Raw genomic sequence first — 23,377 nt, 5'->3', positions numbered from 1 at the left:
GGTGACCACGCGGCGGCTCGTCAAGGAGATCGAATACAGCCGGCCGGTCCTTCCGCCATTTCAAGGGCAAGGACGCCAGTCCCCAGGCACCGGCCGCGCTGCACGAGGCCTTCGCCGAGCTGCGTGAGACCATGCGGCCGCTCGCCGGGGGCGACGGTCTGGAGATGCTCATCGAGACCTTCTGGAGCGGGCTGCACGGGCTCCTCACGCTCATGCGCAGCGGCAGGCTCCGCCCCGAGGGTCACCAGCGCCGGCCGGCGATCCTGATCAGGCGTTTCTCAAGCTGGTCCCCGGAGGCGGGGGGCATGGCGGGCGGCTCTCCCGCCGTCCTTCAACCCGGCATTGATCTGTCTGCTATCGGCGACGGCCAGGCTGAGGACATGACCGGGGGCACTCTGAGGATCGTTTTCACCGCCGAGGATCTCGCCCGTGTCCGGATCGCCTCCAGGGCCGATCCGATGTGGGAGATGGTGATGAGCCTGTGCCGCCTGCAAGAACGCGGCGGCGGCACGGCGATGACCGGCTGGCGGCGGCGGGTCCGCGACGACCTGGCGTCGGCGGGGCTGCTCCCCCGGGTGCGGGAGGTGCTCCTCCCGCTGGTCCCGAAGGGAGCCTACTTTCCCGACTTCCTGACACCGATCGAAGCCCAGAGCGGGCTCCAGGCCGGGATCGACGCCCTGGCCGGCACTCCGCGGGCGCGTGTCCGCGCGGAGCTGGACGTGCTGCGCGGCCACGCCGGCCTGCCCTCCACCCTGGAGGATCTGGCCCGCGGCGACCCACGCTCGGTCCGCCGCCTCAGCCGCCTGGTGGACGGCTACTGCCGTACGGCCTTCGCCTCCCACCAGCAGATGATGGAGGCCGCTCTCGGCCATGAGCGCGGCAGCCTGGTCCGCCATCTCGCCGACGACGGCGTGGACACCATGCTCGCGCGGCTGGCTCCGGTGCTGCGCTGGCGGCCCCCCGTCCTGGAGGCCGCCTACCCCGCGGGAGACCGGGAGATCCACTTGCACGGACGCGGCCTGACCGTGATCCCCTCCTACTTCTGCCAGATCACCCCCGTCGCCCTGGTCGACCAGCGGCTCCCTCCCGTCCTGGTCTACCCCGCCCCCCGCCGGCCCCGTCCTGCCCCCGGCCACAAAGATCCCCTGGTCGATCTGCTGGGCGCCACCCGCGCCACCGTCCTGCACACCATCGCCGCCGACCAGGGCTGCAGCACCAGCGAGCTGGCCCGCCGCATCGGAGCGTCGCTGTCCAACACCAGCAAACACGCCCAGGTGCTCCATCACGCCGGCCTGATCACCAGCACCCGCCACGCCAACCTGGTGCTGCACCAGCTGAGCGACCTGGGCGCCGGCCTCCTCCGCCGCTACCGGGCGCAGCACCCGCCCGGCTGACCCGCGGGTGAGCCGCGGCCCGGAGCACAGGCCCCGGCCCGCGGCTCACGGGCAGGCGGTCGGCCTGTGACCTTCCTCAGCGCCACGCCGTGCAGTGCGTGGAGGAGGAGTTCTTCGCCCTGCCACAGGCGCGGAAGACGAGGTTGGGATCGGCGCTGCTGTAGTGGGCGCGGGTGTAGTTGTGCCCGCCGTCCACGAATGTGAAGGGACCGCACTGGTACCAGCCCTTGCCCTTGTCGTGAGACACGTCGAACCAGAACATGTCTCCGGCCTCGTAGCCGCCGGCCAGACGCGCCCACCCTGCCTGCTTGCCTCCGATATAGCCGAAGCGGAGTTCCGCCGCCTTCGTACCGACGCCCAGAGAGACTCTGGTCTCGGTCCAGCTGCCGGTGGCGCTGGTGGGCCATGGCCAGTCGCCGCAGGTGGCGGCCGCGGTGACCGCGCCGGAGTCGTCGACCGGCGCTTCGACAGGATCGGCGGAGGCAGGGCCCGACAGCGCGGCTCCCGCGAGGGTGGCGACAGCGGCCACTGTGACGAACCGACGGACTGATGTCGTGCTGACCATACGGATGGATCCTCCCGATTCTCCGGCCCCGGCCTTCTGCCCGGCTCCGATCTGGTGGTGTCATTTCACCGGCCCTCGCCTCGGCCGGTCACCCTGTTCCACCCAGGCGGAAAACACCCACGTCAGACCCTCTCCCGGGACGACGACAAGACCGTCCCCGCGGTCGGGTCCACCTTCACCGGCGACGGGCCGGCCCGGCTCAGGACCCGCGAGCACGCCGGCCGGAGCGCTCGGCCGGAGGGAGCGGGAACACAGGAAAAAAGTTGCCGCCGGATGTCGAGGACCCGGCGGCGGCTCCGACTCCCCGGTGACAGCGCGCCCGAGGGCGTGAGAGATCCACAGAGACGGGACGCCATCATGGGCAAGCTCATCCACTTCGTGCACCAGTCCCTCGACGGTTTCATCGAGGGCCCTGACGGCGAGTTCGACTGGCCTCAGATGGGTCCGGAACTGTCCGCCTACGCCCAGGAACTGACCAGCGGCGACAAGGTGTTCCTCTACGGACGTGTGGTGTGGGACATGATGTCGGGCTTCTGGCCGCAGGCCGAGCAGCACTCGACGCATGAGCACGACCTGGCATTCGCCCCGATCTGGCGCGAGGCGCCCAAGATCGTGGTCTCCCGCACGCTGGAGAAGGCCGCCTGGAACACCCGGGTGATCCGCGACAACGTCGTCGAGGAGCTGACCGCGCTCAAGAAGTCCGGCGCCACGCTGGTGCTGTTCGGCGGGTCCGCGCTGGCCGCCCATCTCACCGAGCACGGCGTGATCGACGAATACCGGATCTTCGTCCACCCCGTGATCCTGGGCGGCGGCAAGCCGGTCTTCCGGGAGCAGCGCCACCGGGTCGGCCTCGAACTCGTCGAGTCGCGGACCTTCGACTCCCAGGTCGTGCTGCTGCGGCAGCAGCGCGCCGCCGCCCAGGGGTGATCCTCGGCCGGCGACCCGGACAGCCCCTCAGCCGGTCTCTCCCCGGTCAGGGCCGGGCTGGGCGAACGCTCGCCGGCCGTACACGAGCAGCTCGCGCACCGCGGGGTTGTGCGTGCCCTTCCAGATCAGCGCCAGCAGGGCGGGGATTTCGACGTCGTCGACGGTGAGAGCGGTGAGCCGGTCGCGGTAGCGCTCGGCCATCGAGTCGCTGAGGACGGCGACGGCGAGCCCGCGGGCAGCGAGGTCGGCGATGGCGTCGGCGGCACTGGCCTGCAGCGCGATCACCGGCTGGAGGCTCTGCGCCGCGCACGCCTGGTCGAACACCGCGCGCAGGCCGGTGCCGGGCGGCATGCACACGATCGGGTAGGCGGCCAGGTCGCGCAGGACGACCCGGCGCCGCCGCGTCAGGGGGTGTCCGTCCGGGACCGCCGCGACGAGCCGCTCACTGATGATCGTCATTGCCTCCAGCCCGTCGGGGGCAGCGCTCGCGGCGCCGACGAGCGCCAGGTCGACGGTGTCGCCGCGCACCCCCTCCACGAGCCGTTCGGAGCTGTCCTCCAGCAGCGAGATCTCCACACCGGGATGCGCCCGGTGGAAGGCGGCGAGGGCGTCGAACAGCGGCGTGACGGTGCAGCCGATGACCATCCCGACCGTGACCCGGCCCCGGATCAGGCCGGTCACCTCACCCACCGCCCGGCCGACCGCCCCGGCGGCGGCGAGCGCGGCGCGGGCGTGTTCGAGCGCGGCCTTTCCCGCGACGGTAAGGGTGGCGGTGCGCGCCGACCGGTCGAAGAGCTCGGCACCGAGTTCGCGTTCCAGCCGACGGATCTGGGCGCTGACACCGGACTGGCTGATGTGGACCCGTTCGGCCGCCCGGGTGAAGTTCTGCTCCTCGGCCACCGCGACGAAGTATTCCAGCTGCCTCAGTTCCATAACCAGAGATTCTAGTTACCAGTAGTTCAATCTGTTGGACTTCTAGTCGGCGGGCGGCGAGGCTGGGGAGTGCCGAAACCGATCTCAGGAGGATCCATGCCGGAGTACGAGAAGGCCATGCGGCCCGAAGACATCACCCGCCTGTTCGTCGAGCGGTCCAACGCCGGTGACGCGGCCGGAGTCGCCGCGCTCTACGAGCAGGACGCGGTGCTGGCCTATCCGCCCGGCGGCCAGACGGTGGGCCGGGAGGCGATCCGCGCGCTGTGGGAGAAGGTGCTGGCCGGCCGTCCCCGCTTCGAGCCGGAACAGCCGCTGCCGACGCTGGTGAGCGGGGACATCGCCCTCACCTCGACCCCGCCCAAGGACGGGTCCGGCGCCCGCGCGCAGGTCGTCCGGCGCCAGCCCGACGGGAGCTGGCTACGCCTGCTCGACCAGCCCGAGTTCGTCCCTCCCACCCGCTGAACCCGCCGGTCCGGCTCCACAGCCCGGTGGCCCCGCGCGGAATCCGGAGGCGGGTGGAGCGTCGGGTGTGATCGAATACGACCTTGTGGACGATGTGGCGCTGGAGGCGCTCGCCCGGCGGCTGACAGGGATCCCCGGGGTGGTCGCGGTGGTGCTCGGCGGCAGCCGGGCCCGTGGCACGCACCGCCCGGACTCGGACATCGATCTGGGGCTGTACTACCGGGGTGACCTGGACGTGACGGCGCTGCGCGCGCTGGCCGTACAGGAGACCGGCGAGCAGGTCGAAATCACCGCGCCGGGCGGCTGGGGGCCATGGGTCGACGGCGGCGGCTGGCTGACCATCGACGGCCGGCGGGTCGACTGGATCTACCGCGACCTGGACCGGGTCCGCCGGGTCTGGGCCGGCTGCCGGGAGGGCCGCTACGAAGTCGGAGCCCAGGCCGGCCATCCGCTGGGTTTCTACTCCCACGCCTACGCCGGCGAGGTGGCGCTGTGCCGGGTGCTGGCCGATCCCGGCGGGGAGCTCACCGGGCTGCGGGAGAGCACCCAGGCGTATCCCGCGGCGCTGAGCGCCGCGCTCGTGGACGGGCTGTGGGAGGCGGACTTCTCCGTGGAGCTGGCGCGGTACGGAGCGGCCGGCGTCGACCCCGCTTACGCGGCCGGCTGCCTGTTCCGCGCTGTCGGCGTCGCCTGCCAGGCACTGCACGGCCACGCAGGCCAGTGGCTGATCAACGAGAAGGGCATGGTGGCCTCGGCCGGCCGGCTGCCCCTGGCCCCGCGGGACTTCGCCGCACGGGCACGGAGGCTGCTCGGGCACGTCGGCGAGTCGGCGCGGCAGATCGAGCGGACCGTGGCCGACGCGGCCGCCCTGGTGGGAGAAGTGCGGACGGCTGTCGGCCGCTGAGCGCCCCGGCGCTCCGGCGCTCCGGAAGGACCCGTCCGGCGCGGCGGCCCGCACGCCGTATTGCATCGATCGATGCAAAACCTGTAGCGTGTCCACATGGCTCGACCGCGGACATTCGACGAGGACCGGGTCCTGGACGCCGCGATGCATACCTTCTGGGAGAACGGCTACGAGGCCACCTCGACCCGGGACCTGTGCGACGCCGTCGGCCTGGACCGCAGCAGCGTCTACAACACCTTCAAGAGCAAGCACGGACTGTTCATCCGCGCGCTGACCCGCTACATCGACACCACGACCGCCACCCAGCTGGAGATCCTGGAGAACCCAGGACGGCCGGCCGTCGAGCGGATCCGCGCGCTGTTCGCCGAGATCATCGAGGTCGAGGCCGCGAACCGGCGGGACGGCTACGGCCGCGGCTGCCTGACCGTCAACACCACGGTCGAACTCGCCGGACGCGACCCGGAGATCGCCCGGCTGCTGGACCGGGACATGGCCCGGCGGCTGGAGTCCCTCAAGGCCGTCATCGCGACCGGGCGGCGCGATGGCGACATCACCTCCCCACGGGACCCGGACTCGCTCTCCCGGTTCCTCAACGCGGTGATCGCCGGGATCCGGGTGGCCGCCCAGGGCGGCGCCGACCGCGCCGTCCTGGAGGCCATCGCGGCAACGGCGATAGACGCCCTCACCCCTGACACCCTCATCCCTGACTCCCCGACGCCTTGACGCCTTGACGTCCTGACGCCTTGATGTCCTGACGCCTTGATGTCCTGACGCCTCGACGTCTTGACACCTTGACGCGTTGACGTCCTGACCCGCCACATCCGCTGACGCACCGCGGCCCTTCCGCGGCGCCTCCGCCTGCCCAGATTTTACACCGATCGATGCAAAACTCGCCGACACAGGAGCACCCGCCATGCACCGTGCTGTATATCTGCTGGCCCTCGGCATCTTCGCCATGGTGACCAGCGAGTTCGCCGTCGCCGGTCTGATGCCGCAGATGGCCGACGGGCTGGATGCCACCATCCCGCGGATCGGCTATCTCATCACCGCCTTCGCGGCCGCCATGGCCGCCGGTGGGCCGTTCCTCACCATCGCGGTGCTGAAAGCGCGTCCCCGGCCGGCGCTCATGGTGCTGTTCACGATCTTCCTGGCCGGCAACCTGCTGGCCGCGACCGCTCCCTCCTACCCGGTCATGATGGCGGCGCGCGTCATCACCGGCATCGCCGCCCAGGCGTTCTTCGGAGTCGCCGTCTCGCTGGCGGTCCAGCTGACGTCTCCGCACGTGCGCGGCCGGGCCATCGCGGTGGTCATGAACGGGCTGATGGTGGGCACCCTGCTGGGGCTGCCGCTGTCCACGCTGATCGGGGAACACCTGGGCTGGCGTGCCGCCTTCTGGGCCGTCAGCGCCCTGACCGTCCTGGCCGCGCTCGCCACGATGATCGGTATGCCCCGGCTGGAGCACGCCGGAGGAGGCGGCGGCGACCTCCGGAAGGAGCTGCGCGTCTTCGCCCGTCCCAAGCTGTGGCTGACGTTCGCGACCAGCACGCTCATCATCGGCGCGACCTTCTCCGCCTTCAGCTACCTCAGCCCGATCCTCACCCAGGTCACCGGGTTCAGCGCCGGGACCGTCCCGCTTCTGCTCATCGCCTACGGCGCCGCCACCGTGATCGGCAACAACATCGTCGGACGCCTCGCCGACCGGCACACCGTCAGCGTCCAGCTGTGGGGGCTGGCCCTGAACCTGGTCTTCCTGACCGGGTTCGCCCTGCTGGCCCACCTCAGCGTCCTCGCGGTGGTGTTCATGCTGGGCATCGGCCTGGTCGGCGTCACCATGAACCCGGCGATGGTGACCCGCGTCCAGCGCACCGGCAATGCCGGGCCACTGGTCAACACCGTCCACTCCTCCTTCATCACCCTCGGCGTCATCATCGGCTCCTTCGCCGGAGGGGTGGCCATCGACGACTTCGGCCTGCGAGCCCCGCTGTGGCTGGGCGCCGCGCTGGCCGGGCTCGGCGCCCTGACCCTTCTCCCCGAGCTCGCTCACCGCTCCACCCCCCGGCCGGCACCCGCGCCCAACGCGCCCGGCACCCACGGAGGGGCCGCCGCCGGCACCGAGAAGCAGGTGGTCTAGCCGGCCGGCGAAGATCACGTGTGGGAGGGCCGCCGGGTCGCCGAGCGCCACGCCCCCTCCCCCGGGGACGGCGCGCTCAGGGACCGCTGCCACGCGGGGCGGACCCCAGCGGCCCGTGCCGTGGGCATCGGCCGGTCCGCCCGGCGGCCGTGTCCTCCGGGCAGGTCGGGGAGGTCGAAGAACACCCGCCTTGACAGCGTCCGGCGTGAGCGTCTGTAATGATCTGCATGTCGCGTGCCGCCGGCCGGGAGGACGGCGGCGGCATGGAGGCAACGTAGCAGGGGATAATGTCGTGAACTCATACTTCACAGGCCGCGCCTGACCGCATCGGCGCCCGCGCGTCGTCCCCGTGCACCATGGTGCTGAGCACCGATCTCGCACGCGAGCTCCCGTCGGATCCGACCGATCAGTGACCGGCTGACGGTCCGCCGCCCCGCGTGCTCATCGTGGTCTCCCCACCCCGCGGGGCCGGCATGCGACGGCTCCCCCTGCCCGTATCGCAGTCGTTCACCATCACCGCGCACACCAGCGTCACCGCGCACACCCGCAGGTCTCCCCCATGCATGGAGCATGCCCGGCTGCCTGCCCAACAGAACGGATCACAGCTTGAACGTCACGCACATCCCCGCCACCCCCGACGACAGCGCCGCGGTCATGGCGGAGATGAGGACCCTGCAGTCCAGTCCCCCCGTCCTGCCCGCCGACGCCGACCGCACGCCCGTCCTGCCGCACACCGGCGGCGTTCCCGGCGAGTGGATCACCGCCTCCCGCCATGCGGCAGGCCCGACGGCGGCCGAGACGGGGGTGACGGTCTACGTGCACGGGGGTGGATTCGAGTACACCAACCCTCACCTGGAGAGGATCATGGCCTACCGCCTCTCCCAGATGACCGGCCGCCCTGTCCTGGCGGTGGGTTATCGGCTCGCCCCCGCCCACCCGTATCCGGCCGCGCTCGACGACGTGGTGGCCGCCTATCGGAGCCTGCTCGACCAGGGCGTACCCGCCTCACGGATCGTTCTGGCCGGTGAGTCCGCCGGTGCCACGTTGGTGCTGTCGGCGCTGCTGGTGCTCAGGCAGGCGGGCGTCCCCCTCCCCGCGGCGGCGGTGGCCGTCTCTCCGCAGACCGACCTCACCCTGTCCAGCCCGTCCATCGACGCCAACGACGGCCAGGACGTCGTCAACCGGGCCGTACTCGACCACGTCCGCACCCAGTATCTGGCTGGGGCACGTCCGGACCGAGCGCCTCAGTCCCCCCTTCACGGCGAGTTTCACGGCCTGCCGCCGCTCCTGCTCATGGTGGGCTCGAAGGAGGTGCTCCTCGACGACGCGCGGCGGTTCGCCGGAGCCGTCTCGGCCGCCGGCGGAAGCGTCCACCTCGACATCTACGAGGGCATGCCCCACGCCTTCCACGCGGCCGTACTGTCCACCACCCCGCTGCCCGTCGCCACCACCCTGCTCCGCCGCGTCTCGGAGTGGATCAGCCAAGCTCCCGTCGCGCAGGACCGGACCTGATGACCACCCCGGCTCCGGACCACGCGTCCGCGGCCTCCGCGCAGACACCTCCCGGCCCCGACGACCGCCTTACCGCGTTCGGCACCCAGTTGATCGACATTCACCTCTGGCTCCGCGAGGAGCTGGCCCGGCTCCGCGAGGACGTCGACTCCTACCTCGACGGCCGCGGCGGGCGGCCGCGGGAGCTGCGGGCGCACTGCCTGACGTTCTGCTCGGCACTGAGCCGGCATCACTCCGGCGAGGACGGCGGGGCGTTCCCGGTCCTGGCGGAGCAGTTCCCCGAACTGCGCCCCGTGCTCGAGGAACTGGAGCGTGATCACCACCTGGTGGCGGAGATCCTGCGCAGTCTGGAGGGACTGCTCGACCGCCTTGAAGCGGATCCGGCCGGGGCCCGGCAGGTGCGAGCCGAGCTGGACGGCCTGGCCGCCCTGCTGGAATCGCACTTCGGCTACGAGGAGAGGCGGATCGTCTCAGCCCTCAACTCGCTGAACGCCCGATCCTGGACGGCCGCGGAGCTGCTGGGCATCTCGGTGAACACCGGCGGCTGAGGCCGGTCGCGCCCGCGGTCTTCCTCGCCACCGGGCCGAAGAACTCTCGGCGTCAGCGGTTGCCGGGCACGGGTTTTTCGGAATATCCGATTATTTCGGCGGCCACGAAATTCGAAAAAAGTATCACCCGCCCCATAGCCGCATGTTGTGGCTATTTAGAAGCCAAGTCAAGAGTGTCCATATACGGGATGCAGAGCTAAAGTTCTGATCGTTTAAGCCACATTTCGTAAGGTTGCCGTCGCGCCTTTGAGGAGATGGCCATGACGCAGGACGACACCATTCAGGGCCCCACCGGGACCCTCGGCCGCGCAGGGGCACCTGCCCCGCAGGCGGCCACCTCCACTTTCGTCAACGGGCAGTTCCCGCGCAGACGGGGGCTGATCATCCTGATCAGCGGTCTCGTGGGCTTTCTGCTGACGATCGTCTGGTCGGCCGAGTTCGTCGACCAGACGATCGGCGACAACGTCGCCAACACGCTGCTCGGACACGACGCGAAGGAAACCCCGATCGCCGGCATCGCCGCCGGTATCGTGTTCGCGTTCGTCAGCGGGCTCGCCGGCTCGTTCACCGCCTGCAACATCGCCGCGTTCAGCGCGGTGGCCCCCCTGCTGGGCAGCGCCGGCAGCCGGTGGGGCCGGCTGGCCCACACGCTGAAGCCGCTGGGCTGGCTGTCGATCGGCATGATCACCGTATCCGCCGTCTACGGCGCGATCGTCGGGGCCGTGGGAACGAGCATGCCGCAGTTCTCGACCGTGCAGAACACCCCCGGGACCCTCTCGCCGCGCGGTATCCAGTCGATGGTGGTCTACGGCCTGATCGGGTTGGCGATGCTCTACCTGGGGCTGGCCGCGCTCGGCGTCGTCCGTGATCCGTTCGCCCGCGTCTCCAGGCGCTTCCCCAACGCGCCGATGGTGTTCATGGGCGCGCTGATCGGCGGGTTCCTGATCGGACGGCCGTTCGCGCTGTTCCGGCAGATGTTCCGGGAGGCGGCGGAGAGCGGCAACCCCCTGTACGGCGCGGCGGCCTTCGTCCTGCAGTCGGTCGGCAACATCGTCATCATGACGCTGCTGTTCTTGATCCTGTCGTTCGTCGCGGGCAGCCGGTTGCAGCGGTGGCTGATGGCCAAGCCGAGCCGGATCGCGGTCCTGACGGCGTCGTCGCTGATCGTCGCCGGGGTGTTCACCTTCCTGTACTGGGACGTGCGGATGCTGGCCCGCCGGGAGATCATCCCGTGGTATCCGACGGCGCCGTGGTCGTGACGCGCCCGCGCGCGGCGGTCCCGGCCCGGGCGCCGCGATCCTCGCACGTGCCGGCGCCGCCCCCGACCAGGACGGCCGGAGCCGTCGCCGGGTAAGAAATCCTCACGGCGATTCTCCGCTTTCTTTATCGACCGGTCCGTCTCCGTGACAGAACCATGAATCAGAAAGGCATTGCTGCGGCGCCCCGTCCGACGGACGGGGCCGCCGTCGAAGGGCGTGTCACCAACCGTCGATCCGGGGCGGGTCCGCCGGAAAGGCTGTCCCCTGTCCTGTCCTCGGCCTCATCCGGCCCGCGCGCGGGCCGCCGCAGGGCGACGGCCAGCACCGAGTCCAGCTTCCGCTGGGACGTCTGGAGCTGGGTGATCGTCTCGGCGATGCGGGCGCGCTGCCGTTGCAGGTTGGAGATCACGGCCGGACAGGCCGACGTCACCATCTGCCCGTCCTCGTCGTGGACGCAGTGCAGGAACCGGGCGATGACCGTGGTGGGCAGGCCGGCCGCGAGCAGGGTGCGGATGTGGCCCACCGCGGCGACGTCGGATTCGGAGTAGTCGCGGTAGCCGTTGGCCAGCCGTACCGGCCTGAGCAGGCCCTGCTCCTCGTAGTAACGCAGCAACCGCCGGTTCACCCCCGTCTCCTGGACAAGGTCGCCGATCCGCATGCGCTTCCTCCGGGATTGACCCTCACATTGATGTGACCCCTTAACGTCCCCATTGTTACCGATCACGGAGAGCAGAGGGAGAACAGGGATGTCTGGAGCGGTGGTCATCGGAGCGGGCCCGGGGATCGGGCAGGCGGTCGCCCGGCGGTTCGCCAGGGAGGGATTTCCGATCGCCCTCATCGCACGCAGTGACCGGACGCTGGAGGCCGCGGCCAAGGCCGTCGCTCCCAGCGGCGTGCCGGTCGTCACCCTGACGGCCGACAGCACCGACGAGACCGCGCTGCGCGGCGCCCTCGACGCGGCGTCCGGAGAACTCGGTCCGCCGGACGCCGTGGTGTACAACGCCGCGATCATCCAGGCCGACGCGCCGGGCGAACTGTCGGTCCGTGCCCATCTGGACGCCTGGGCGGTCAACGTGGTCGGCGCGCTCACCGCCGCCGCCCACGTCGCGCCCGTGATGGCACGGCGCGGCGGCGGCTCGTTCCTCATCACCGGAGGCATGCCCGAGCCCGAAGTGGAGTATGTGAGCCTCTCGCTGGGCAAGGCCGGGGTCCGCACCCTGGTGACGCTGCTCGACCAGGCCTACGGGGCCTCCGGCGTGCACGTGGCCAGCGTCACCGTGGCCGGTCCCGTCGCCCCCGGCACCGACTTCGACCCCGACGACATCGCCGAACACTACTGGCGGCTGCACACCCAGCCGCGACACCAATGGGAGCACCAGGCCCTCCACAGCGGGCTGGAGGGCCGGCGTTGACCGGCACCGGTGTCGTCGCGGAGCGCGTCGAGGGCGCGTGGCTCATCCGCCAGTATCACGCGGCCGATCACCGATCGATCCGTCAAGGCGACGGTGCGGCCGGGCGCGCGGCGGTCGGCGGAGGCCGGCCGGCACCGGTACGCCGGTGCGCCGATCCCCGGGCCCGGTGGGTCAGTCGGTGCTGGACAGGCGCGGGGACAGCCGGCGCGCGCCACCGCAGATCCGTGCGACCACCACCGCCGTACCCGCGGTCGCGGCCGTCACCAGCCAGATCATGAACGTCGGGTAGAGGTAGACCACCTGGATCCACATGATGTCGGCGCCCCGGGCGAGCCCCCGGAAGACCGGGGTGATCGCCGCGCACAGCGCGAGCGGCACCAGGCAGGGCAGCAGCCGCCACCGCTGCCACCCCGTACGGCGGGCAGCCCACCGCCGGGAGCGGGCCACCCCGCGCGCCGCCAGCCCGATGGTCACCAGGGTCAGCAGCACGAAGATGACGTCGGTGAGGAGGACGGGCGGCGCGGAGGGGATCTCCGGCGCGTCTCCCTCGATCATGGCGACCAGGCCGTCCATCAGGGCGCCGGCGTCGGCGAAGGCCATACCGGTGTTCGCCATGACCGCGACGCCGTACCCGGACTCCGGCATCAGCAGCTGATGGGCCGTGGAGGTGAAGAGGTCGCCGCCGTGCTCGACGACGGGCGTGCCACGCCTGGTCTCGCCGAGCGACCAGCCCAGGGCGTAGTGCCCGTTCTGCTCGGAGGGGGTGCGCATCTCCGTGACGCTCCGGGGGGACAGGACGCCGTTGTTCTGCGCGATCAGCCACCGGGCCATGTCGGCGGCGGTGCTGAGGACCCCGCCGGAGCCGTTGCCGAACCCGGTCGGCTCCGGCAGGGCGACCGCCTGTCCGAGGATGTACAGATGGCCGCGCGCGCTGTCCGGCAGGTCCCGGTCGGTGTCGATCGTCATGCTGTCGCGCATGCCGAGCGGCGTGAACACGTGCGCGTCGAGGTAGGCCGCGAACGGCTCGCCGCTCACCACCTCGACGAGCCGCGCGGCGACCTGGTAGTTGGTGTTGTGGTAGCTGAAGGCGGTCCCCGGGGCCGCGGCGAGCTCCGCCGTCCTGAGCCGTGCCACGGCGCCCTCCAACGTGCCGGGCTGGGGCAGGCTCTTCTCCCGGAAGGCCGAGTCGGCCATGCCCGACGTCTGGTTGAGCAGCTGCCGTACGGTGATCTCCGCTGCCCGGGGATCGGCCATCGTGAACTCGGGCAGGTAGGCGCGGACCGGTCTGTCGAGTCCGACCTGGCCCCGCTCCACCAGTTGCATGACGGCGAGGGAGGTGAAGGACTTGCTGACCGACGCGACGGCCATGGGGACGTCCGCCGTCACGGGATCACCGGAAGCGGTCTCGCCGTACCCGGCGGCATGGACGACTTCCGCCCCCTTGGTGATCGCCACCGCGACCCCGGGCAGCCCCGTCGCCTCGCGGTAGCGCTCGACGAACGCGTCCACCGCCGCAGGGGTGATGTCGTCTGCCTGGACGTGGCCGGGCAGGGGGAGCAGGGCGAGGAAGATCGCGGCAAGAGTGTTTCTGAGCACCCGTCGACGCTAGTTACCGCCCAATTTCCAGGCTATTGCGAAATTCCTCTGCATTTCTTGCGGAAAACCGCCATCTCGGCCCGGGCCCCGCCGGGCGGGACGCCCATCGGTGACCCCGGTTACTCACGGAACCTTCGTCTCACGCTCAATTCCCATACGCCTTCCGGCCGTGCCCGCCGCCGATTTTGGGTCACGGTGGCCGGCCGCCCCTCAGGTCCCGGCCCTCCGCAGCACCCGCGAGGGAAGGAACGGATGCCCGATGAACAGCTGGCGTGCGATCACGGCGATCACGGTCCTCGGCACCGCCGTGGCGTCGACCAGGCGCACAGCCTGGGCATCAAGGTGATCCCGTGGACCGTCGACGACGTGCCGACGATGAACAAGCTCATCGACGACGGCGTCGACGGAATGATCACCGACTACCCCGACCGGCTGCGGCCGCGCCCGCCTCCGGGGTCGGTCAGCGATCTCCCCCTCCCGCCGCGACTCCGGAAAGTGACCGCGACTCCGGAGAGTGATCGCGACTCCGGAGCCGGGCGGGAAGTACGATCGATCAATGACCGAAATGACCGAAGCCAGGCCCGGCTGGCTCTCCCCTGAAGAGCTGGAATCCACGCGCGCGCGGATGCCGATCCTCTATGTCGACGCCGTACCGGTGCGGGTCGACGACAAGGGAGTGGTCACGCATGTCGGCCTGTTGCTGCGCATCGGATCGGACGGGACGGTCAGCCGCGCCCTCGTCTCCGGCCGCGTGCTCCACCACGAACGCGTCCGCGACGCGCTCATGCGCCACCTGGAGAAGGACCTCGGCCCGGTGGCGCTCCCCCACGTCCCGGTCTCTCCGCAGCCGTTCACCATCGCCGAATACTTCCCGACGCTCGGTGTCACCCCGTACCACGACCCCCGGCAGCACGCGGTCTCCCTCGCCTACGTCGTCCCGGTCGCGGGTGACTGCCGGCCCCGGCAAGACGCCCTGGACCTCGTCTGGTTCACCCCGCAGGAGGCCGCGTCGCCGCTGGTGCAGCAGGAGATGTCCGGCGGCCACGGCGTCCTGCTGAAGCAGGCCCTCGCGCACGTCGGCTGCCTCCCCTGAGCTCCGCGGGAGCAGGAGCGCCGGGGCGTCCGGCGCGACGGACGCCGGCGGTGACGCCTCCCCCGCGGGGACGGGGCGCCGCCGGCACTCCCCCGGCCTCAGTCCACCTGATCGGGCGCGAAGTAGTCACGCAGCTGGGCGATCTTCCCGTCGCGGAGGCGGAAGATCTGGACCAGTGACATGACCGTGGCCCCGCCTGGCCCGTCGAGAGCGGTGTCGATCTCGGCGATGAACACCTCGGGGTCGGCGGTGGCGTGCAGCACGTACCGGGACCCCTCCACGTTCACCGAGAGGTCGGCGCCCGCCGACCTCTCGTAGTAGGCGGCCATCGCCTCGCGGATCTCCTCGCGTCCCTCCAGCCGCCGGGGGAAGGCGCGGCCGACCGGGACGAGCGGCGCCTCGAGGACACCGTCCACGGTGAACATCTCGGCCAGTGCGGTGGCGTTCCGGGTCATCCCGGACCAGATGTAACGCTCGAAGATCTCCTGCGGAGTCGCGGACACGGTGAACTCCTTCGCTCGGGCGGGCGTAGAAACTACATCACCCGGTCCGTACGGGCCACCCCCGCGGGGGTCGGGGAGCATCCGGACTCACCGGATCCGCCAGAGGCTCTCGTCCACGCGGACCCCGGGCAGGCCCGGCACCGGCGCCGTGGCCGCCTGGAGCACCGACCGGTCGTCCTCCCTTTCCTCCATCGCGACACGGAGACGGCTGCCGTCCGCCAGGATCACCGTCCACAGTCCCGGCGGCTCGGCCTCGCCGTACAGCACGTACGCCCCGAAGCGCGCGGCGAACCTCTCGGCGAACTCCCGGCGGCCCACCCGGTCGGCGAGCCGTCCCTCGATGCCGACGTCGAAGTCCATCGCGAAGTGGCCGTTGACCTGCTGGTAGGTGCAGAACGCGGCGAACACCACCTCCCGCGGGACGTCCCGCAGGTCCTCGGCGACCCGGTCGCGGTGACCGATGAACAGCTCGTGCTCGGCGATCCCGAAGCAGTCGAGCAGGAACTCCCGCAGCTCGGCCTCCGGGACGGACCGGGACGACAGGCCGTCGTAGCCCGTGGCAGGTGTCTCCGTCACGGGGGCCATCCTACGTACCCGCCCGTCCTCGTCCTCGGCCCCGCCGGACACCTCACGCCGGACCGGACCCCGCGCCCAGCCGGACGGGCGCGGCGCGTCGTGCCTGGACCGTCGCCGCGTCGAGGATCGGGACGAGGGCGACCACGGGGATGACGCGCGCCGTCCTGGCCTGGTGGTCGGCCCACCCGGGGTCGGCCCGCCTCTCCCAGACGGACTCAAGGACTCAGGCGAACGCGATGTCCCACCCGGAGGCGTCCGGCACGACGAAGGCGAGCAGATCCTCCGCCTCTCCCCGCACCGCCGTGGCATCCGCCGCGGTCAGCGGCCGGAACGGGGAGATGAGCAGCGTCGAGTCCTTCATCGACCAGATGCCACGGACGTAACCGTCGACGAGAAAGGTGGGCCGTACCATCGCGCCGCCGGGCATCACCCGCTTACGGTCCTCGTCGCTGATCACCCGGGTCCGGTCGGCGTGGCCCAGGAGGATGTTGTCGAAGGCCGGCAGGAAACGCACCGGGACGGGCATGTCCGCCTCGGCCAACGGCGCGCCGGGCAGGTCGAACAGCTCCTTGCCCTGCTCGTCGCGGAAGACGCGCAGCCGGGACCGCATGCCGTCGATCACCTCGCGCAGCCGGGTGAGCCCGGACCAGGCCTGGACGTCCATGACGCCGGCCGGGCCGAACGCCGCCAGATAGCGGCCGATCGCCGTTTCGACGTGCGGTGACGCCTCCAGGGGCCGGCCGAGCCACGCCTCCGCCAGGGTGACGGAGATGGCGGGGCGGTTGCCCCAGCCGCCCCAGGCGCCGGTGTGCGGTGGGTGCACCAGCTCCACCTGGAGCTCCACCGCCCCGGCGAGCACCCGGCCGTCCCGGCCCGGGTAGCGCTCGGCGAGCAGCCGCGCGAGCTGCCGGCGGGAGAGCGTCCGGCCCGCCAGCAGCTCCCGTCCGGCGGCGGCGAGCTCGGCGAGGTCCAGCCCCGCGGCCTCCCGGGCGAAGTACGCCGCCCGCGCCGTACGGTTCAGGACCGGCTGGACGGCCGGCCGCAGCCAGCGGTAGTCGTCGCCGCTGACCAGGTGCTGGGTGCTGCGCAGCACCGTGGAGCGCACCACGCGGCGGTCGTGGAGCAGGGCCGTCAGGTCGTCGTGCCGGAAGGCGGCCAGCCGGGTCCACAGGCCCACATATGGCCAGTTGGGCTCCTGCCCCTGCATCGCGACCAGGTGCTCGACGGCCTGGAGCGGGGAAAGGGAGGCGCGGCGCACCAGCAGTTGGCGTTCCAGCAGGGTGCGGTTGAGGGTGCGCTGGGAGAGCACGGACGCGTCAGTCATCGTCGGCGGGCCCCCTCCGTGCGTCCGGCCGGCCGTACTTCCCGAGCCCCGGGCGGGCTCTTCGGGGTCATGCCGGTGTCCATCGTCCTCCTCGTGCCGATCGGCTCAGCGGAGCACGGCCGGATCTTCGACCGGCTCCGGGGACCAGCCTATGGCTGATATAGGTCAATTACCGGCCTATATCAGGGCGCGACCGGCAGGCCCGGACCTGTTGCCGGAATCCGCTCCGGCCGGGTCGTCGAGCACCGCCGTACGGCTGTTCCGTCCGGCCGGCCGTCCACGTCTCCCTCGGGGCCCGACGGGTGCGGTAGTCTCCGCGACCGGACCTCGGTCAGGCGACGGTCAGGAGCGGGCGATCAGGTTGGAGGCATGATGGGGGCCGTACGGTGCCGACGGTGACCACCCGGGACGGCACGGCCGTCTCCTACCAGACCCGCGGCCGGGGCGAGCCTCTCGTCCTGCTCGCCGGCCAGGCCAACAGCCACCGTTGGTGGGACGGCGTCCGGCAGGACTTCGAGGACGACTACCGCACGATCACCTTCGACTACCGCGGCACGGGCGCGAGCGACAGCCCCGACCTGCCCTACAGCACCCGGGGCTTCGCCGCCGACGTCATCGCGATCCTCGACGACCTGGGCGTCGGCCGGGCCCACGTCTACGGGACGTCGATGGGCGGGCGGGTCGCCCAGTGGCTGGCGGCCGACCACCCCGGCCGGGTCGGGTCGCTGATCCTGGGATGCAGCTCACCGGGCGGGGCGCACGGCGTCGAACGCGACAACACCGTCAGGAAGTCGCTGGCCCAGCCCGACCGGCAGGCCGCCCGGCGGGCGCTGCTGGAGCTGATGTACACCCCTGCCTGGCTGGCCGACCACCCCGGCCCCCACAACACCGTCGGAGACCCCGGCATGCCGGATCACGCGCGACGGCGCCACCTGGCCGCCAGCGCCGGCCACGACGCCTGGGACGCGCTGCCCCGCATCACCGCGCCCACGCTGGTCATCCACGGCACCGATGACCTCTTCAACCCGGCCGCCAACGCGCCCCTCCTCGCCGGCCGCATCCCGGGCGCCCTGACGCACCTCATACCGGGCGCCCGCCACGCCTACTTCGAAGAGTTCCGCCACCTCGCGGGCCCCGCCGTCCTGGCGTTCCTCGCGTCCGGGGACCGCGCCGGCTGAGCCCCGTCCGCCCGGGACGCCGGCGCGGCCGGTGCGGCCGGCAGGGTCGTCTCCGGCATCAGCGGGCACCCGCCCGGCGGCCGGCGAGATCGGCGACGGCGGCGGCGACCTCCTCGACCTCGTCCTCGGTGTTGTAGTAGTGCGGCGACAGGCGCAGGCACCAGTCGACGTCCTTGTCGCCGAAGTCGTACTGGGCGAACTCGCGGAAGCTGAGCGCCGAGTTGATGTTCCGCGCGTCCAGGGCCGCCTTGAACGGCTCCGGCCGCCAGCCTTCGATCGCGAAGGTGACCAGGGCGCCCAGCCGGGGGCCGCGATCGAGCACGCGCACCCCGGGGACGGCGGCGAGCCGGTCGCGCAGCCGGGCGGCCAGCGCCGGGGAGCGGCGCGCGATGGCGTCCACGCCGACCTGGCGGGCGTAGCGCACGGCGGCCGCGCAGCCGAGCACGGTGGCGTAGGGGAACTCCCACTCCTCGAACCGGGCGGCGGACTCGACGGGCTGGTAGCGGCCCGGCTCGACCCAGCGAGAGCCGTGCATGTCGATGAACAGCGGCTCGTAGCCGGCGCGCAGGACGCGGTCGGACACGTACAGGAAGCCCGAGCCCCGGGGCCCCCGCAGGAACTTGCGGCAGGTGGCGGTGAGCAGGTCGCAGCCGATCTCGGCGACGTCGACGGGATACTGACCGACCGACTGGCAGGCGTCGACCAGATACAGCAGGTCAAGCTCGCGGCAGTGTCGGCCGATCTCCGCGACCGGCTGGACCAGGCCGGAGTTGGTGGGGATGTGGGTGGCGGCCACCAACCGGGGGCGGTGCGAGCGCATCAGCGCGGCCATCGCCGCCACGTCCACCCCGCCGTCCGGCGTGTCGGGGGCGTGCACGATCCGCACGCCGTACCGCTTGCGCAGGGACAGGAAGGCGATCTGGTTGGAGATGAAGTCGTTGCGGGTGGTGAGGATGACGTCGCCGGCCTCGAACGGGATCGCCGACAGGGCGGTGGAGTAGGCGTGGGTGGCGCTGCCGGCGAAGGCGATGTTGTCCGGCGTGCAGCCGGTCAGCGCGGCGATCTCCGTGTAGAACCCGCGGACCTGCTCGGCGCGGGCGGCCGACGCCTCGTAGCCACCGATACGCGCTTCCAGGTTCAGGTGGTCGAGCATCGTGGCCAGCACCGGTGCGGCCAGCAGGCCGCAGCCGGCGTTGTTGAAGTGCACCACCTCCCGGCAGCCGGGAGTGTCGGCCCGCAGGGCCGCGACGTCCAGTAGTGATTCTCGACTGTCACCGGTAGTGCTACTAGTAATTCTCATGAATTACGGTAGCACTTCTGTTCATTGGTGACCAGCCCGCCTGCTGTCCGCCCGGAAGATCTGCCCGCCCGGAAGATCCGAAGATGTCGCCGGAACACTAGAGTCCGTGACCATGGACTGGTCACCACAGATCGCAGCACTCTGCGCACAGCTGGTCGAACACTACGTTTTCCCCGAGATCGGGGTGGAGATCGCGGACATCCTGCGGAAGCGGCTGGCCGCGGGCGCCTACGCCGGGATCTCGGAGGATGAGGCCTTCGCCGCGGCCGTGACCGAGGACCTCCAGTCGGTCAACGGCGACAAGCACCTGCGGCTGATCCACAGCATCGACGAGGTGCCGGTCGACGACCCGTTCGACGCCGTCCTGTACCGGGCGGAGATCTCGCTGTCCGGGTACGGCTTCGCCCGCGTGGAGCGGCTGCCCGGGAACATCGGCTACATCGACACGACGGCGTTCCACTGGCCCGAAGTGGCCGGCGACAGGGCGGTGGCGGCGATGACGCTGGTGGCCGACGCCGACGCGCTCATGTTCGACGTGCGCCGCAACCGGGGCGGCTCCCCCGGCATGGTGGCGCTGATCTGCAGCTACCTCTTCGGCTCCGACGAGCCCACCCACCTCAACTCCATCTACCGGCGCGAGACCGGCGGCACCGAGCAGTCCTGGACCCTGCCCTACGTCCCCGGCCCGCGTTTCGGCCCCGACCGGCCGGTCTACGTCCTGACCAGCTCGCTGACGTTCTCCGCAGCCGAGGAGTTCACCTACGACCTGCAGACCCGCGACCGCGCCGTGATCATCGGCGAGCGCACCAGGGGCGGCGCCAACCCCGGCACCCGCTACCGTGTCGGTCCGCACCTGAAGTCGGCCGTCCCCTCGGGCCGCGCCGTCAACCCGGTCAGGGGCGACAACTGGGAGGGCGTCGGCGTGGCGCCGGACATCGAGGTGACGGCCGAGGAGGCGTTCGGCCGGGCCTACGGCCTGGCGCTGCGGCACGTTCTCACGCTGGGCGAGAACGGTGCCCGCCGCGCGGTGGCCGCCGAGGCCCGCCAGGCCCTCGCCGCCCTTTGAGGCTCCGAACCGGGTGACGCCGGACCCGCCGGCGCCGGCCGGCGCGGGCGGTCCCCGGGCGGTCCTCGGGCGGTCCTCGGGCGGCCGGGCCGCCGGTCCGCCCGCTCCCCCCGAGGGAGGCTGCGCTAGATCAGTTCCACCAGCCGGGCGAGGCCGTCACCGCCGTGTCCCTCGGCCACCGCCCTGTCGATCAGCGCCTTGATGGGCAGCAACAGGTCGGGGCTGAGTCCCAGCGCCCTGTTGGCGTCGATGAAGTTGGGGAAGGCCGCCTGGTTCATGGCCAGGTTGGACACCTTGGTGGCGTACTCCCCCGCGTCGACCTCCGCCGCGGCCGCGGGCATGCTCGCGGCCATGGCCGCCAGCCAGGCCGTCACCATCGGCGTGAACTCCTCCGCCTTGATCCCCGCCGCCCTGACCATGGCCAGCGACTGGTAGAAACCGCCGAACATGCCGTACATCGCGGTCAGCAGCGCCAGATCGTAGAGCGGGGCGGTGCCGGGGTCGCCGTCCAGATATCTGGCCTCGCCCAGGACCTCCAGCGCCTGCCGGTGGCTCTCGAAGGCGGCCCGCGCGCCGCTGTAGAGGATCAGCGCCCCGGGGCCGGCGATCATCTGCGGCACCGCCATGATCCCGCCGTCGACGTAGTCCGCGCCCAGCCCGGCGACGCGCGCACCGGTCCGGCGGGCCTGTCCGGGCGTGCCGTTGGTGAGGTTGACCAGCGCCCGGCCCGCCAGGCCGCCGCCCGCCGCGTCGAGGACGTCGTCCACCGCCTCATAGGTCACCACACACACGACGGTCAGCGGGCTCGCCGCGACCGCCTCGGCCACCGTCGCCGCGCGCACCGCTCCCCTGGCGACCAGGTCGTCGGCCTTGCCCGCCGTACGGTTCCACACGGTCGTCGGGTGTCCCGCCGCCAGGAACGCCGCGGCCAGCGCCTGTCCCATCAGCCCCAGCCCGACGACGGTGACGGGTGTCTTGTTGTCCATGTCCTACTCCCATCTCGATGGGCTCCACGTTGCCCGAGGCCGCTCTCGTCCCCCTCTCGACGGGCTCTCGCACGGGTGCGTTAGCGTGATCGGCATGCGTTTCGGGGTGCTCGGTCCACTGTTGGTGGAGACCACCGGAGGCGAGCCGGTCACCGTCCCCGAGACGAAGGTGCGCGCGCTCCTGGCCGACCTGCTCATCCACGGCGGGCGGCCGGTGTCCGCCGACCGGCTGGCCGAGGACCTGTGGGGGCACGAGCTGCCCGCCAACCCGGCGGCCGCCCTGCAGAACAAGGTGTGGCACCTGCGCAGGGCGCTCGAGTCGGCCGAGCCGGGCGGCCGCGACCTGGTGGTGTCCGGCCCGGCCGGCTACCTGCTGCGCGCCGTGCCCGACGACGTCGGACGCTTCACCGCCCTGACCGGACAGGCCCGCGACCACGACGACCCGCACACCAGGGTCCGGCTGCTGGCCGACGCGCTCGGCCTGTGGCGCGGGCCCGCCTACGCCGACTTCGGCGACGAGGAGTTCGTCAGGGCGGCCGTCCAGCGGCTGGAGGAGTCGCGGCTGGCCGCTCTGGAGGAGCAGGCGGAGGCGCGGCTGGCGCTGGGCGAGCACGGGATGCTCATCGGCGAGCTCGGGGATCTGGTGGCCCGCCACCCACTGCGCGAACGGCTGCGCGCGGCCCACCTTCTCGCCCTCTGCCGGGCGGGGCGGCAGGCCGACGCGCTGGCCGGCTACACCGAGTTCCGCTCGCGGCTGGCCGAGGAGCTGGGTCTCGACCCCGGCCCCGAGCTCGCCGCCCTCCACCAGGCGATCCTGCGCCAGGACCCGTCCCTGACCTCCACGCCCGCGCGACCCGCCCCTCGCACGAACCTGCCCGCGCCGCTCACCGAGCTGATCGGCAGGGACGGGGCCGTCATCTCGGTGCGCACACTGTTGGAGGGCAACAGGCTCGTGACGCTCACCGGGCCCGGCGGCGTCGGCAAGACCCGGCTGGCGATCGCGGCCGCCCACCAGGCCGCCGCCGCCTACCCGGACGGGGTGTGGCTCGCCGAACTGGCCGCCGGCGGAGACCCCGCCGAATCTCTCATGACCGTGCTCGGCATCCGCGAGGAGGGGCCGGCGTCCCCGCCGGCCGAGCGGCTCGCCGAGGCCCTGGGGGCGAAACGTCTGCTGCTCGTCCTCGACAACTGCGAGCACGTCATCGACGCGGCCGCCGCGCTGAGCGAGCGTCTCCTGCGCGGCGCGCCCGGGCTGCGCATCCTGGCCACCAGCCAGGAACCGCTCGACATCCAGGGCGAGACCCTGTGGAGCGTCCCGCCCCTGGCCCTGCCGGTGTCCGGGTGGCGCTCCGACGCCGTCGACCTGTTCGTCGCCCGGGCCGCCGCGGCCGCCCCCGGCTCCACCTTCGGCGACGACGACGCCGAGGCCGTGGCCCTGATCTGCCGCCGTCTGGACGGGATCCCGCTGGCCCTGGAGCTGGCCGCCGCCCGGGTGCGGGCGCTGGGCGTCCACGAGCTGCTCGCCCGGCTCGACGACCGGTTCCGGCTGCTGACCTCCGGCAGACGGGGGGCTCCGGCGCGCCAGCGGACCCTGCGGGCGATGATCGACTGGAGCCCTGCCCTACTCCGACCACCCGGACTACCAGGAGAGATGGAAGCCGTGAGCGATGACGACGGCCTCTTCGCAGCACTGGCCCGCCTCGACCTG

Annotated in this window: 24 protein-coding genes; 15 read left to right on the top strand and 9 right to left on the bottom strand. The window is 71.8% G+C overall.

Features of this window, described 5'->3' with window-relative positions; all coding sequences use genetic code 11:
- Positions 1 to 131: 131 nt before the first annotated feature.
- Positions 132 to 1,394: an ArsR/SmtB family transcription factor gene (locus ACWDS7_RS03290; RefSeq protein ID WP_451927906.1), complete on the top strand. Its 1,263-nt coding sequence runs from the start codon at positions 132 to 134 to the stop codon at positions 1,392 to 1,394.
- Positions 1,395 to 1,470: 76 nt separating this feature from the next.
- Here ACWDS7_RS03290 and ACWDS7_RS03285 read toward each other — a convergent pair whose 3' ends face one another.
- Positions 1,471 to 1,923: a hypothetical protein gene (locus tag ACWDS7_RS03285; protein WP_451927905.1), complete on the bottom strand. Its 453-nt coding sequence runs from the start codon at positions 1,921 to 1,923 to the stop codon at positions 1,471 to 1,473.
- A 393-nt stretch (positions 1,924 to 2,316) separates the two neighbouring features.
- Between ACWDS7_RS03285 and ACWDS7_RS03280 the strand changes: the two genes are divergently transcribed.
- The gene (locus ACWDS7_RS03280) at positions 2,317 to 2,886 is read left to right on the top strand and encodes a dihydrofolate reductase family protein (protein WP_451927904.1); all 570 of its coding nucleotides are present in this window, start codon (positions 2,317 to 2,319) and stop codon (positions 2,884 to 2,886) included.
- A gap of 27 nt (positions 2,887 to 2,913) precedes the next feature.
- Here the strand turns inward: ACWDS7_RS03280 and ACWDS7_RS03275 are convergent, their stop codons facing one another.
- Entirely contained in the window at positions 2,914 to 3,819 is a 906-nt protein-coding gene (locus tag ACWDS7_RS03275) for a LysR family transcriptional regulator (RefSeq protein WP_451927903.1), read from the bottom strand.
- Between the two features lie 96 nt (positions 3,820 to 3,915).
- On the opposite strand from ACWDS7_RS03275, the gene ACWDS7_RS03270 reads away from it, so the two are divergent.
- From ACWDS7_RS03270 to ACWDS7_RS03240, 7 genes are all read left to right on the top strand, one after another.
- On the top strand, positions 3,916 to 4,281 hold the full coding sequence (locus ACWDS7_RS03270; protein ID WP_306873764.1) for a YybH family protein: 366 nt from the start codon (positions 3,916 to 3,918) through the stop codon (positions 4,279 to 4,281).
- 67 nt (positions 4,282 to 4,348) lie between these two features.
- Entirely contained in the window at positions 4,349 to 5,185 is an 837-nt protein-coding gene (locus ACWDS7_RS03265; RefSeq protein ID WP_451927902.1) for a nucleotidyltransferase domain-containing protein, read from the top strand.
- 96 nt (positions 5,186 to 5,281) lie between these two features.
- The gene (locus tag ACWDS7_RS03260) at positions 5,282 to 5,908 is read left to right on the top strand and encodes a TetR/AcrR family transcriptional regulator (protein WP_451927901.1); all 627 of its coding nucleotides are present in this window, start codon (positions 5,282 to 5,284) and stop codon (positions 5,906 to 5,908) included.
- A 190-nt stretch (positions 5,909 to 6,098) separates the two neighbouring features.
- Positions 6,099 to 7,316 carry an MFS transporter gene (locus ACWDS7_RS03255; protein ID WP_451927900.1) on the top strand — a complete coding sequence of 406 codons (1,218 nt, stop codon included), beginning with the start codon at positions 6,099 to 6,101 and terminating at the stop codon, positions 7,314 to 7,316.
- 606 nt (positions 7,317 to 7,922) lie between these two features.
- Positions 7,923 to 8,828 carry an alpha/beta hydrolase gene (locus tag ACWDS7_RS03250; protein ID WP_451927899.1) on the top strand — a complete coding sequence of 302 codons (906 nt, stop codon included), beginning with the start codon at positions 7,923 to 7,925 and terminating at the stop codon, positions 8,826 to 8,828.
- Positions 8,828 to 9,376 carry a hemerythrin domain-containing protein gene (locus ACWDS7_RS03245; protein ID WP_451927898.1) on the top strand — a complete coding sequence of 183 codons (549 nt, stop codon included), beginning with the start codon at positions 8,828 to 8,830 and terminating at the stop codon, positions 9,374 to 9,376. The genes ACWDS7_RS03250 and ACWDS7_RS03245 overlap by 1 nt, the downstream gene beginning before the upstream one ends.
- A 260-nt stretch (positions 9,377 to 9,636) precedes the next feature.
- Positions 9,637 to 10,635 carry a hypothetical protein gene (locus tag ACWDS7_RS03240; protein WP_451927897.1) on the top strand — a complete coding sequence of 333 codons (999 nt, stop codon included), beginning with the start codon at positions 9,637 to 9,639 and terminating at the stop codon, positions 10,633 to 10,635.
- A gap of 160 nt (positions 10,636 to 10,795) precedes the next feature.
- On the opposite strand, the gene ACWDS7_RS03235 is transcribed toward ACWDS7_RS03240, so the two are convergent.
- Positions 10,796 to 11,293, bottom strand: a complete 498-nt coding sequence (locus ACWDS7_RS03235; protein ID WP_451927896.1) for a MerR family transcriptional regulator — start codon at positions 11,291 to 11,293, stop codon at positions 10,796 to 10,798.
- Between the two features lie 88 nt (positions 11,294 to 11,381).
- On the opposite strand from ACWDS7_RS03235, the gene ACWDS7_RS03230 reads away from it, so the two are divergent.
- Positions 11,382 to 12,047, top strand: coding sequence for an SDR family NAD(P)-dependent oxidoreductase (locus ACWDS7_RS03230; RefSeq protein WP_451927895.1), 666 nt, complete (start codon positions 11,382 to 11,384; stop codon positions 12,045 to 12,047).
- A 171-nt stretch (positions 12,048 to 12,218) separates the two neighbouring features.
- Here ACWDS7_RS03230 and ACWDS7_RS03225 read toward each other — a convergent pair whose 3' ends face one another.
- Positions 12,219 to 13,643: a serine hydrolase domain-containing protein gene (locus ACWDS7_RS03225; protein WP_451927894.1), complete on the bottom strand. Its 1,425-nt coding sequence runs from the start codon at positions 13,641 to 13,643 to the stop codon at positions 12,219 to 12,221.
- A 252-nt stretch (positions 13,644 to 13,895) separates the two neighbouring features.
- Here ACWDS7_RS03225 and ACWDS7_RS03220 point away from each other — a divergent pair, with 252 nt between their 5' ends.
- Positions 13,896 to 14,243, top strand: coding sequence for a glycerophosphodiester phosphodiesterase family protein (locus tag ACWDS7_RS03220; RefSeq protein ID WP_451927893.1), 348 nt, complete (start codon positions 13,896 to 13,898; stop codon positions 14,241 to 14,243).
- A complete protein-coding gene (locus ACWDS7_RS03215) occupies positions 14,200 to 14,736 on the top strand; it encodes an NUDIX hydrolase family protein (RefSeq protein WP_306873788.1) in 537 nt (178 codons plus the stop codon). Before ACWDS7_RS03220 ends, ACWDS7_RS03215 begins: the two co-directional genes overlap by 44 nt.
- Positions 14,737 to 14,834: 98 nt before the next feature.
- Here ACWDS7_RS03215 and ACWDS7_RS03210 read toward each other — a convergent pair whose 3' ends face one another.
- From ACWDS7_RS03210 to ACWDS7_RS03200, 3 genes are all read right to left on the bottom strand, one after another.
- Entirely contained in the window at positions 14,835 to 15,239 is a 405-nt protein-coding gene (locus ACWDS7_RS03210; RefSeq protein WP_451927892.1) for a nuclear transport factor 2 family protein, read from the bottom strand.
- Between the two features lie 87 nt (positions 15,240 to 15,326).
- The gene (locus tag ACWDS7_RS03205; RefSeq protein ID WP_451927891.1) at positions 15,327 to 15,815 is read right to left on the bottom strand and encodes a hypothetical protein; all 489 of its coding nucleotides are present in this window, start codon (positions 15,813 to 15,815) and stop codon (positions 15,327 to 15,329) included.
- Between the two features lie 223 nt (positions 15,816 to 16,038).
- Positions 16,039 to 17,139, bottom strand: coding sequence for a winged helix DNA-binding domain-containing protein (locus ACWDS7_RS03200; RefSeq protein WP_451927890.1), 1,101 nt, complete (start codon positions 17,137 to 17,139; stop codon positions 16,039 to 16,041).
- A gap of 395 nt (positions 17,140 to 17,534) precedes the next feature.
- On the opposite strand from ACWDS7_RS03200, the gene ACWDS7_RS03195 reads away from it, so the two are divergent.
- Entirely contained in the window at positions 17,535 to 18,317 is a 783-nt protein-coding gene (locus tag ACWDS7_RS03195; protein ID WP_451927889.1) for an alpha/beta fold hydrolase, read from the top strand.
- A gap of 58 nt (positions 18,318 to 18,375) precedes the next feature.
- Here the strand turns inward: ACWDS7_RS03195 and ACWDS7_RS03190 are convergent, their stop codons facing one another.
- The gene (locus tag ACWDS7_RS03190; protein ID WP_451927888.1) at positions 18,376 to 19,617 is read right to left on the bottom strand and encodes an aminotransferase class V-fold PLP-dependent enzyme; all 1,242 of its coding nucleotides are present in this window, start codon (positions 19,615 to 19,617) and stop codon (positions 18,376 to 18,378) included.
- 112 nt (positions 19,618 to 19,729) lie between these two features.
- Between ACWDS7_RS03190 and ACWDS7_RS03185 the strand changes: the two genes are divergently transcribed.
- Positions 19,730 to 20,683, top strand: coding sequence for a S41 family peptidase (locus ACWDS7_RS03185; protein WP_451927887.1), 954 nt, complete (start codon positions 19,730 to 19,732; stop codon positions 20,681 to 20,683).
- A gap of 125 nt (positions 20,684 to 20,808) precedes the next feature.
- Here ACWDS7_RS03185 and ACWDS7_RS03180 read toward each other — a convergent pair whose 3' ends face one another.
- Positions 20,809 to 21,669 carry an NAD(P)-dependent oxidoreductase gene (locus ACWDS7_RS03180; protein ID WP_451927886.1) on the bottom strand — a complete coding sequence of 287 codons (861 nt, stop codon included), beginning with the start codon at positions 21,667 to 21,669 and terminating at the stop codon, positions 20,809 to 20,811.
- A gap of 94 nt (positions 21,670 to 21,763) precedes the next feature.
- On the opposite strand from ACWDS7_RS03180, the gene ACWDS7_RS03175 reads away from it, so the two are divergent.
- The coding region (locus tag ACWDS7_RS03175; protein WP_451927885.1) for a BTAD domain-containing putative transcriptional regulator at positions 21,764 to 23,377 on the top strand (1,614 nt) is incomplete at its 3' end.

It is taken from the genome of Streptosporangium sp. NPDC003464 (assembly GCF_053588315.1).
Note: the sequence above shows the minus strand (reverse complement) of the source record. Positions and strands in the feature narration are given on the sequence as shown.

Bases quoted from the DNA above. Each gene is read 5' to 3' on its own strand.
- ACWDS7_RS03240 (WP_451927897.1), top strand. From the start codon at position 9,637: ATGACGCAGGACGACACCATTCAGGGCCCCACCGGGACCCTCGGCCGC.
- ACWDS7_RS03255 (WP_451927900.1), top strand. From the start codon at position 6,099: ATGCACCGTGCTGTATATCTGCTGGCCCTCGGCATCTTCGCCATGGTG.
- ACWDS7_RS03180 (WP_451927886.1), bottom strand. From the start codon at position 21,669: ATGGACAACAAGACACCCGTCACCGTCGTCGGGCTGGGGCTGATGGGA.
- ACWDS7_RS03275 (WP_451927903.1), bottom strand. From the start codon at position 3,819: ATGGAACTGAGGCAGCTGGAATACTTCGTCGCGGTGGCCGAGGAGCAG.
- ACWDS7_RS03185 (WP_451927887.1), top strand. From the start codon at position 19,730: ATGGACTGGTCACCACAGATCGCAGCACTCTGCGCACAGCTGGTCGAA.
- ACWDS7_RS03290 (WP_451927906.1), top strand. From the start codon at position 132: ATGCGGCCGCTCGCCGGGGGCGACGGTCTGGAGATGCTCATCGAGACC.
- ACWDS7_RS03215 (WP_306873788.1), top strand. From the start codon at position 14,200: ATGACCGAAATGACCGAAGCCAGGCCCGGCTGGCTCTCCCCTGAAGAG.
- ACWDS7_RS03235 (WP_451927896.1), bottom strand. From the start codon at position 11,293: ATGCGGATCGGCGACCTTGTCCAGGAGACGGGGGTGAACCGGCGGTTG.
- ACWDS7_RS03260 (WP_451927901.1), top strand. From the start codon at position 5,282: ATGGCTCGACCGCGGACATTCGACGAGGACCGGGTCCTGGACGCCGCG.
- ACWDS7_RS03230 (WP_451927895.1), top strand. From the start codon at position 11,382: ATGTCTGGAGCGGTGGTCATCGGAGCGGGCCCGGGGATCGGGCAGGCG.
- ACWDS7_RS03245 (WP_451927898.1), top strand. From the start codon at position 8,828: ATGACCACCCCGGCTCCGGACCACGCGTCCGCGGCCTCCGCGCAGACA.
- ACWDS7_RS03220 (WP_451927893.1), top strand. From the start codon at position 13,896: ATGCCCGATGAACAGCTGGCGTGCGATCACGGCGATCACGGTCCTCGG.
- ACWDS7_RS03280 (WP_451927904.1), top strand. From the start codon at position 2,317: ATGGGCAAGCTCATCCACTTCGTGCACCAGTCCCTCGACGGTTTCATC.
- ACWDS7_RS03270 (WP_306873764.1), top strand. From the start codon at position 3,916: ATGCCGGAGTACGAGAAGGCCATGCGGCCCGAAGACATCACCCGCCTG.
- ACWDS7_RS03200 (WP_451927890.1), bottom strand. From the start codon at position 17,139: ATGACTGACGCGTCCGTGCTCTCCCAGCGCACCCTCAACCGCACCCTG.
- ACWDS7_RS03190 (WP_451927888.1), bottom strand. From the start codon at position 19,617: ATGAGAATTACTAGTAGCACTACCGGTGACAGTCGAGAATCACTACTG.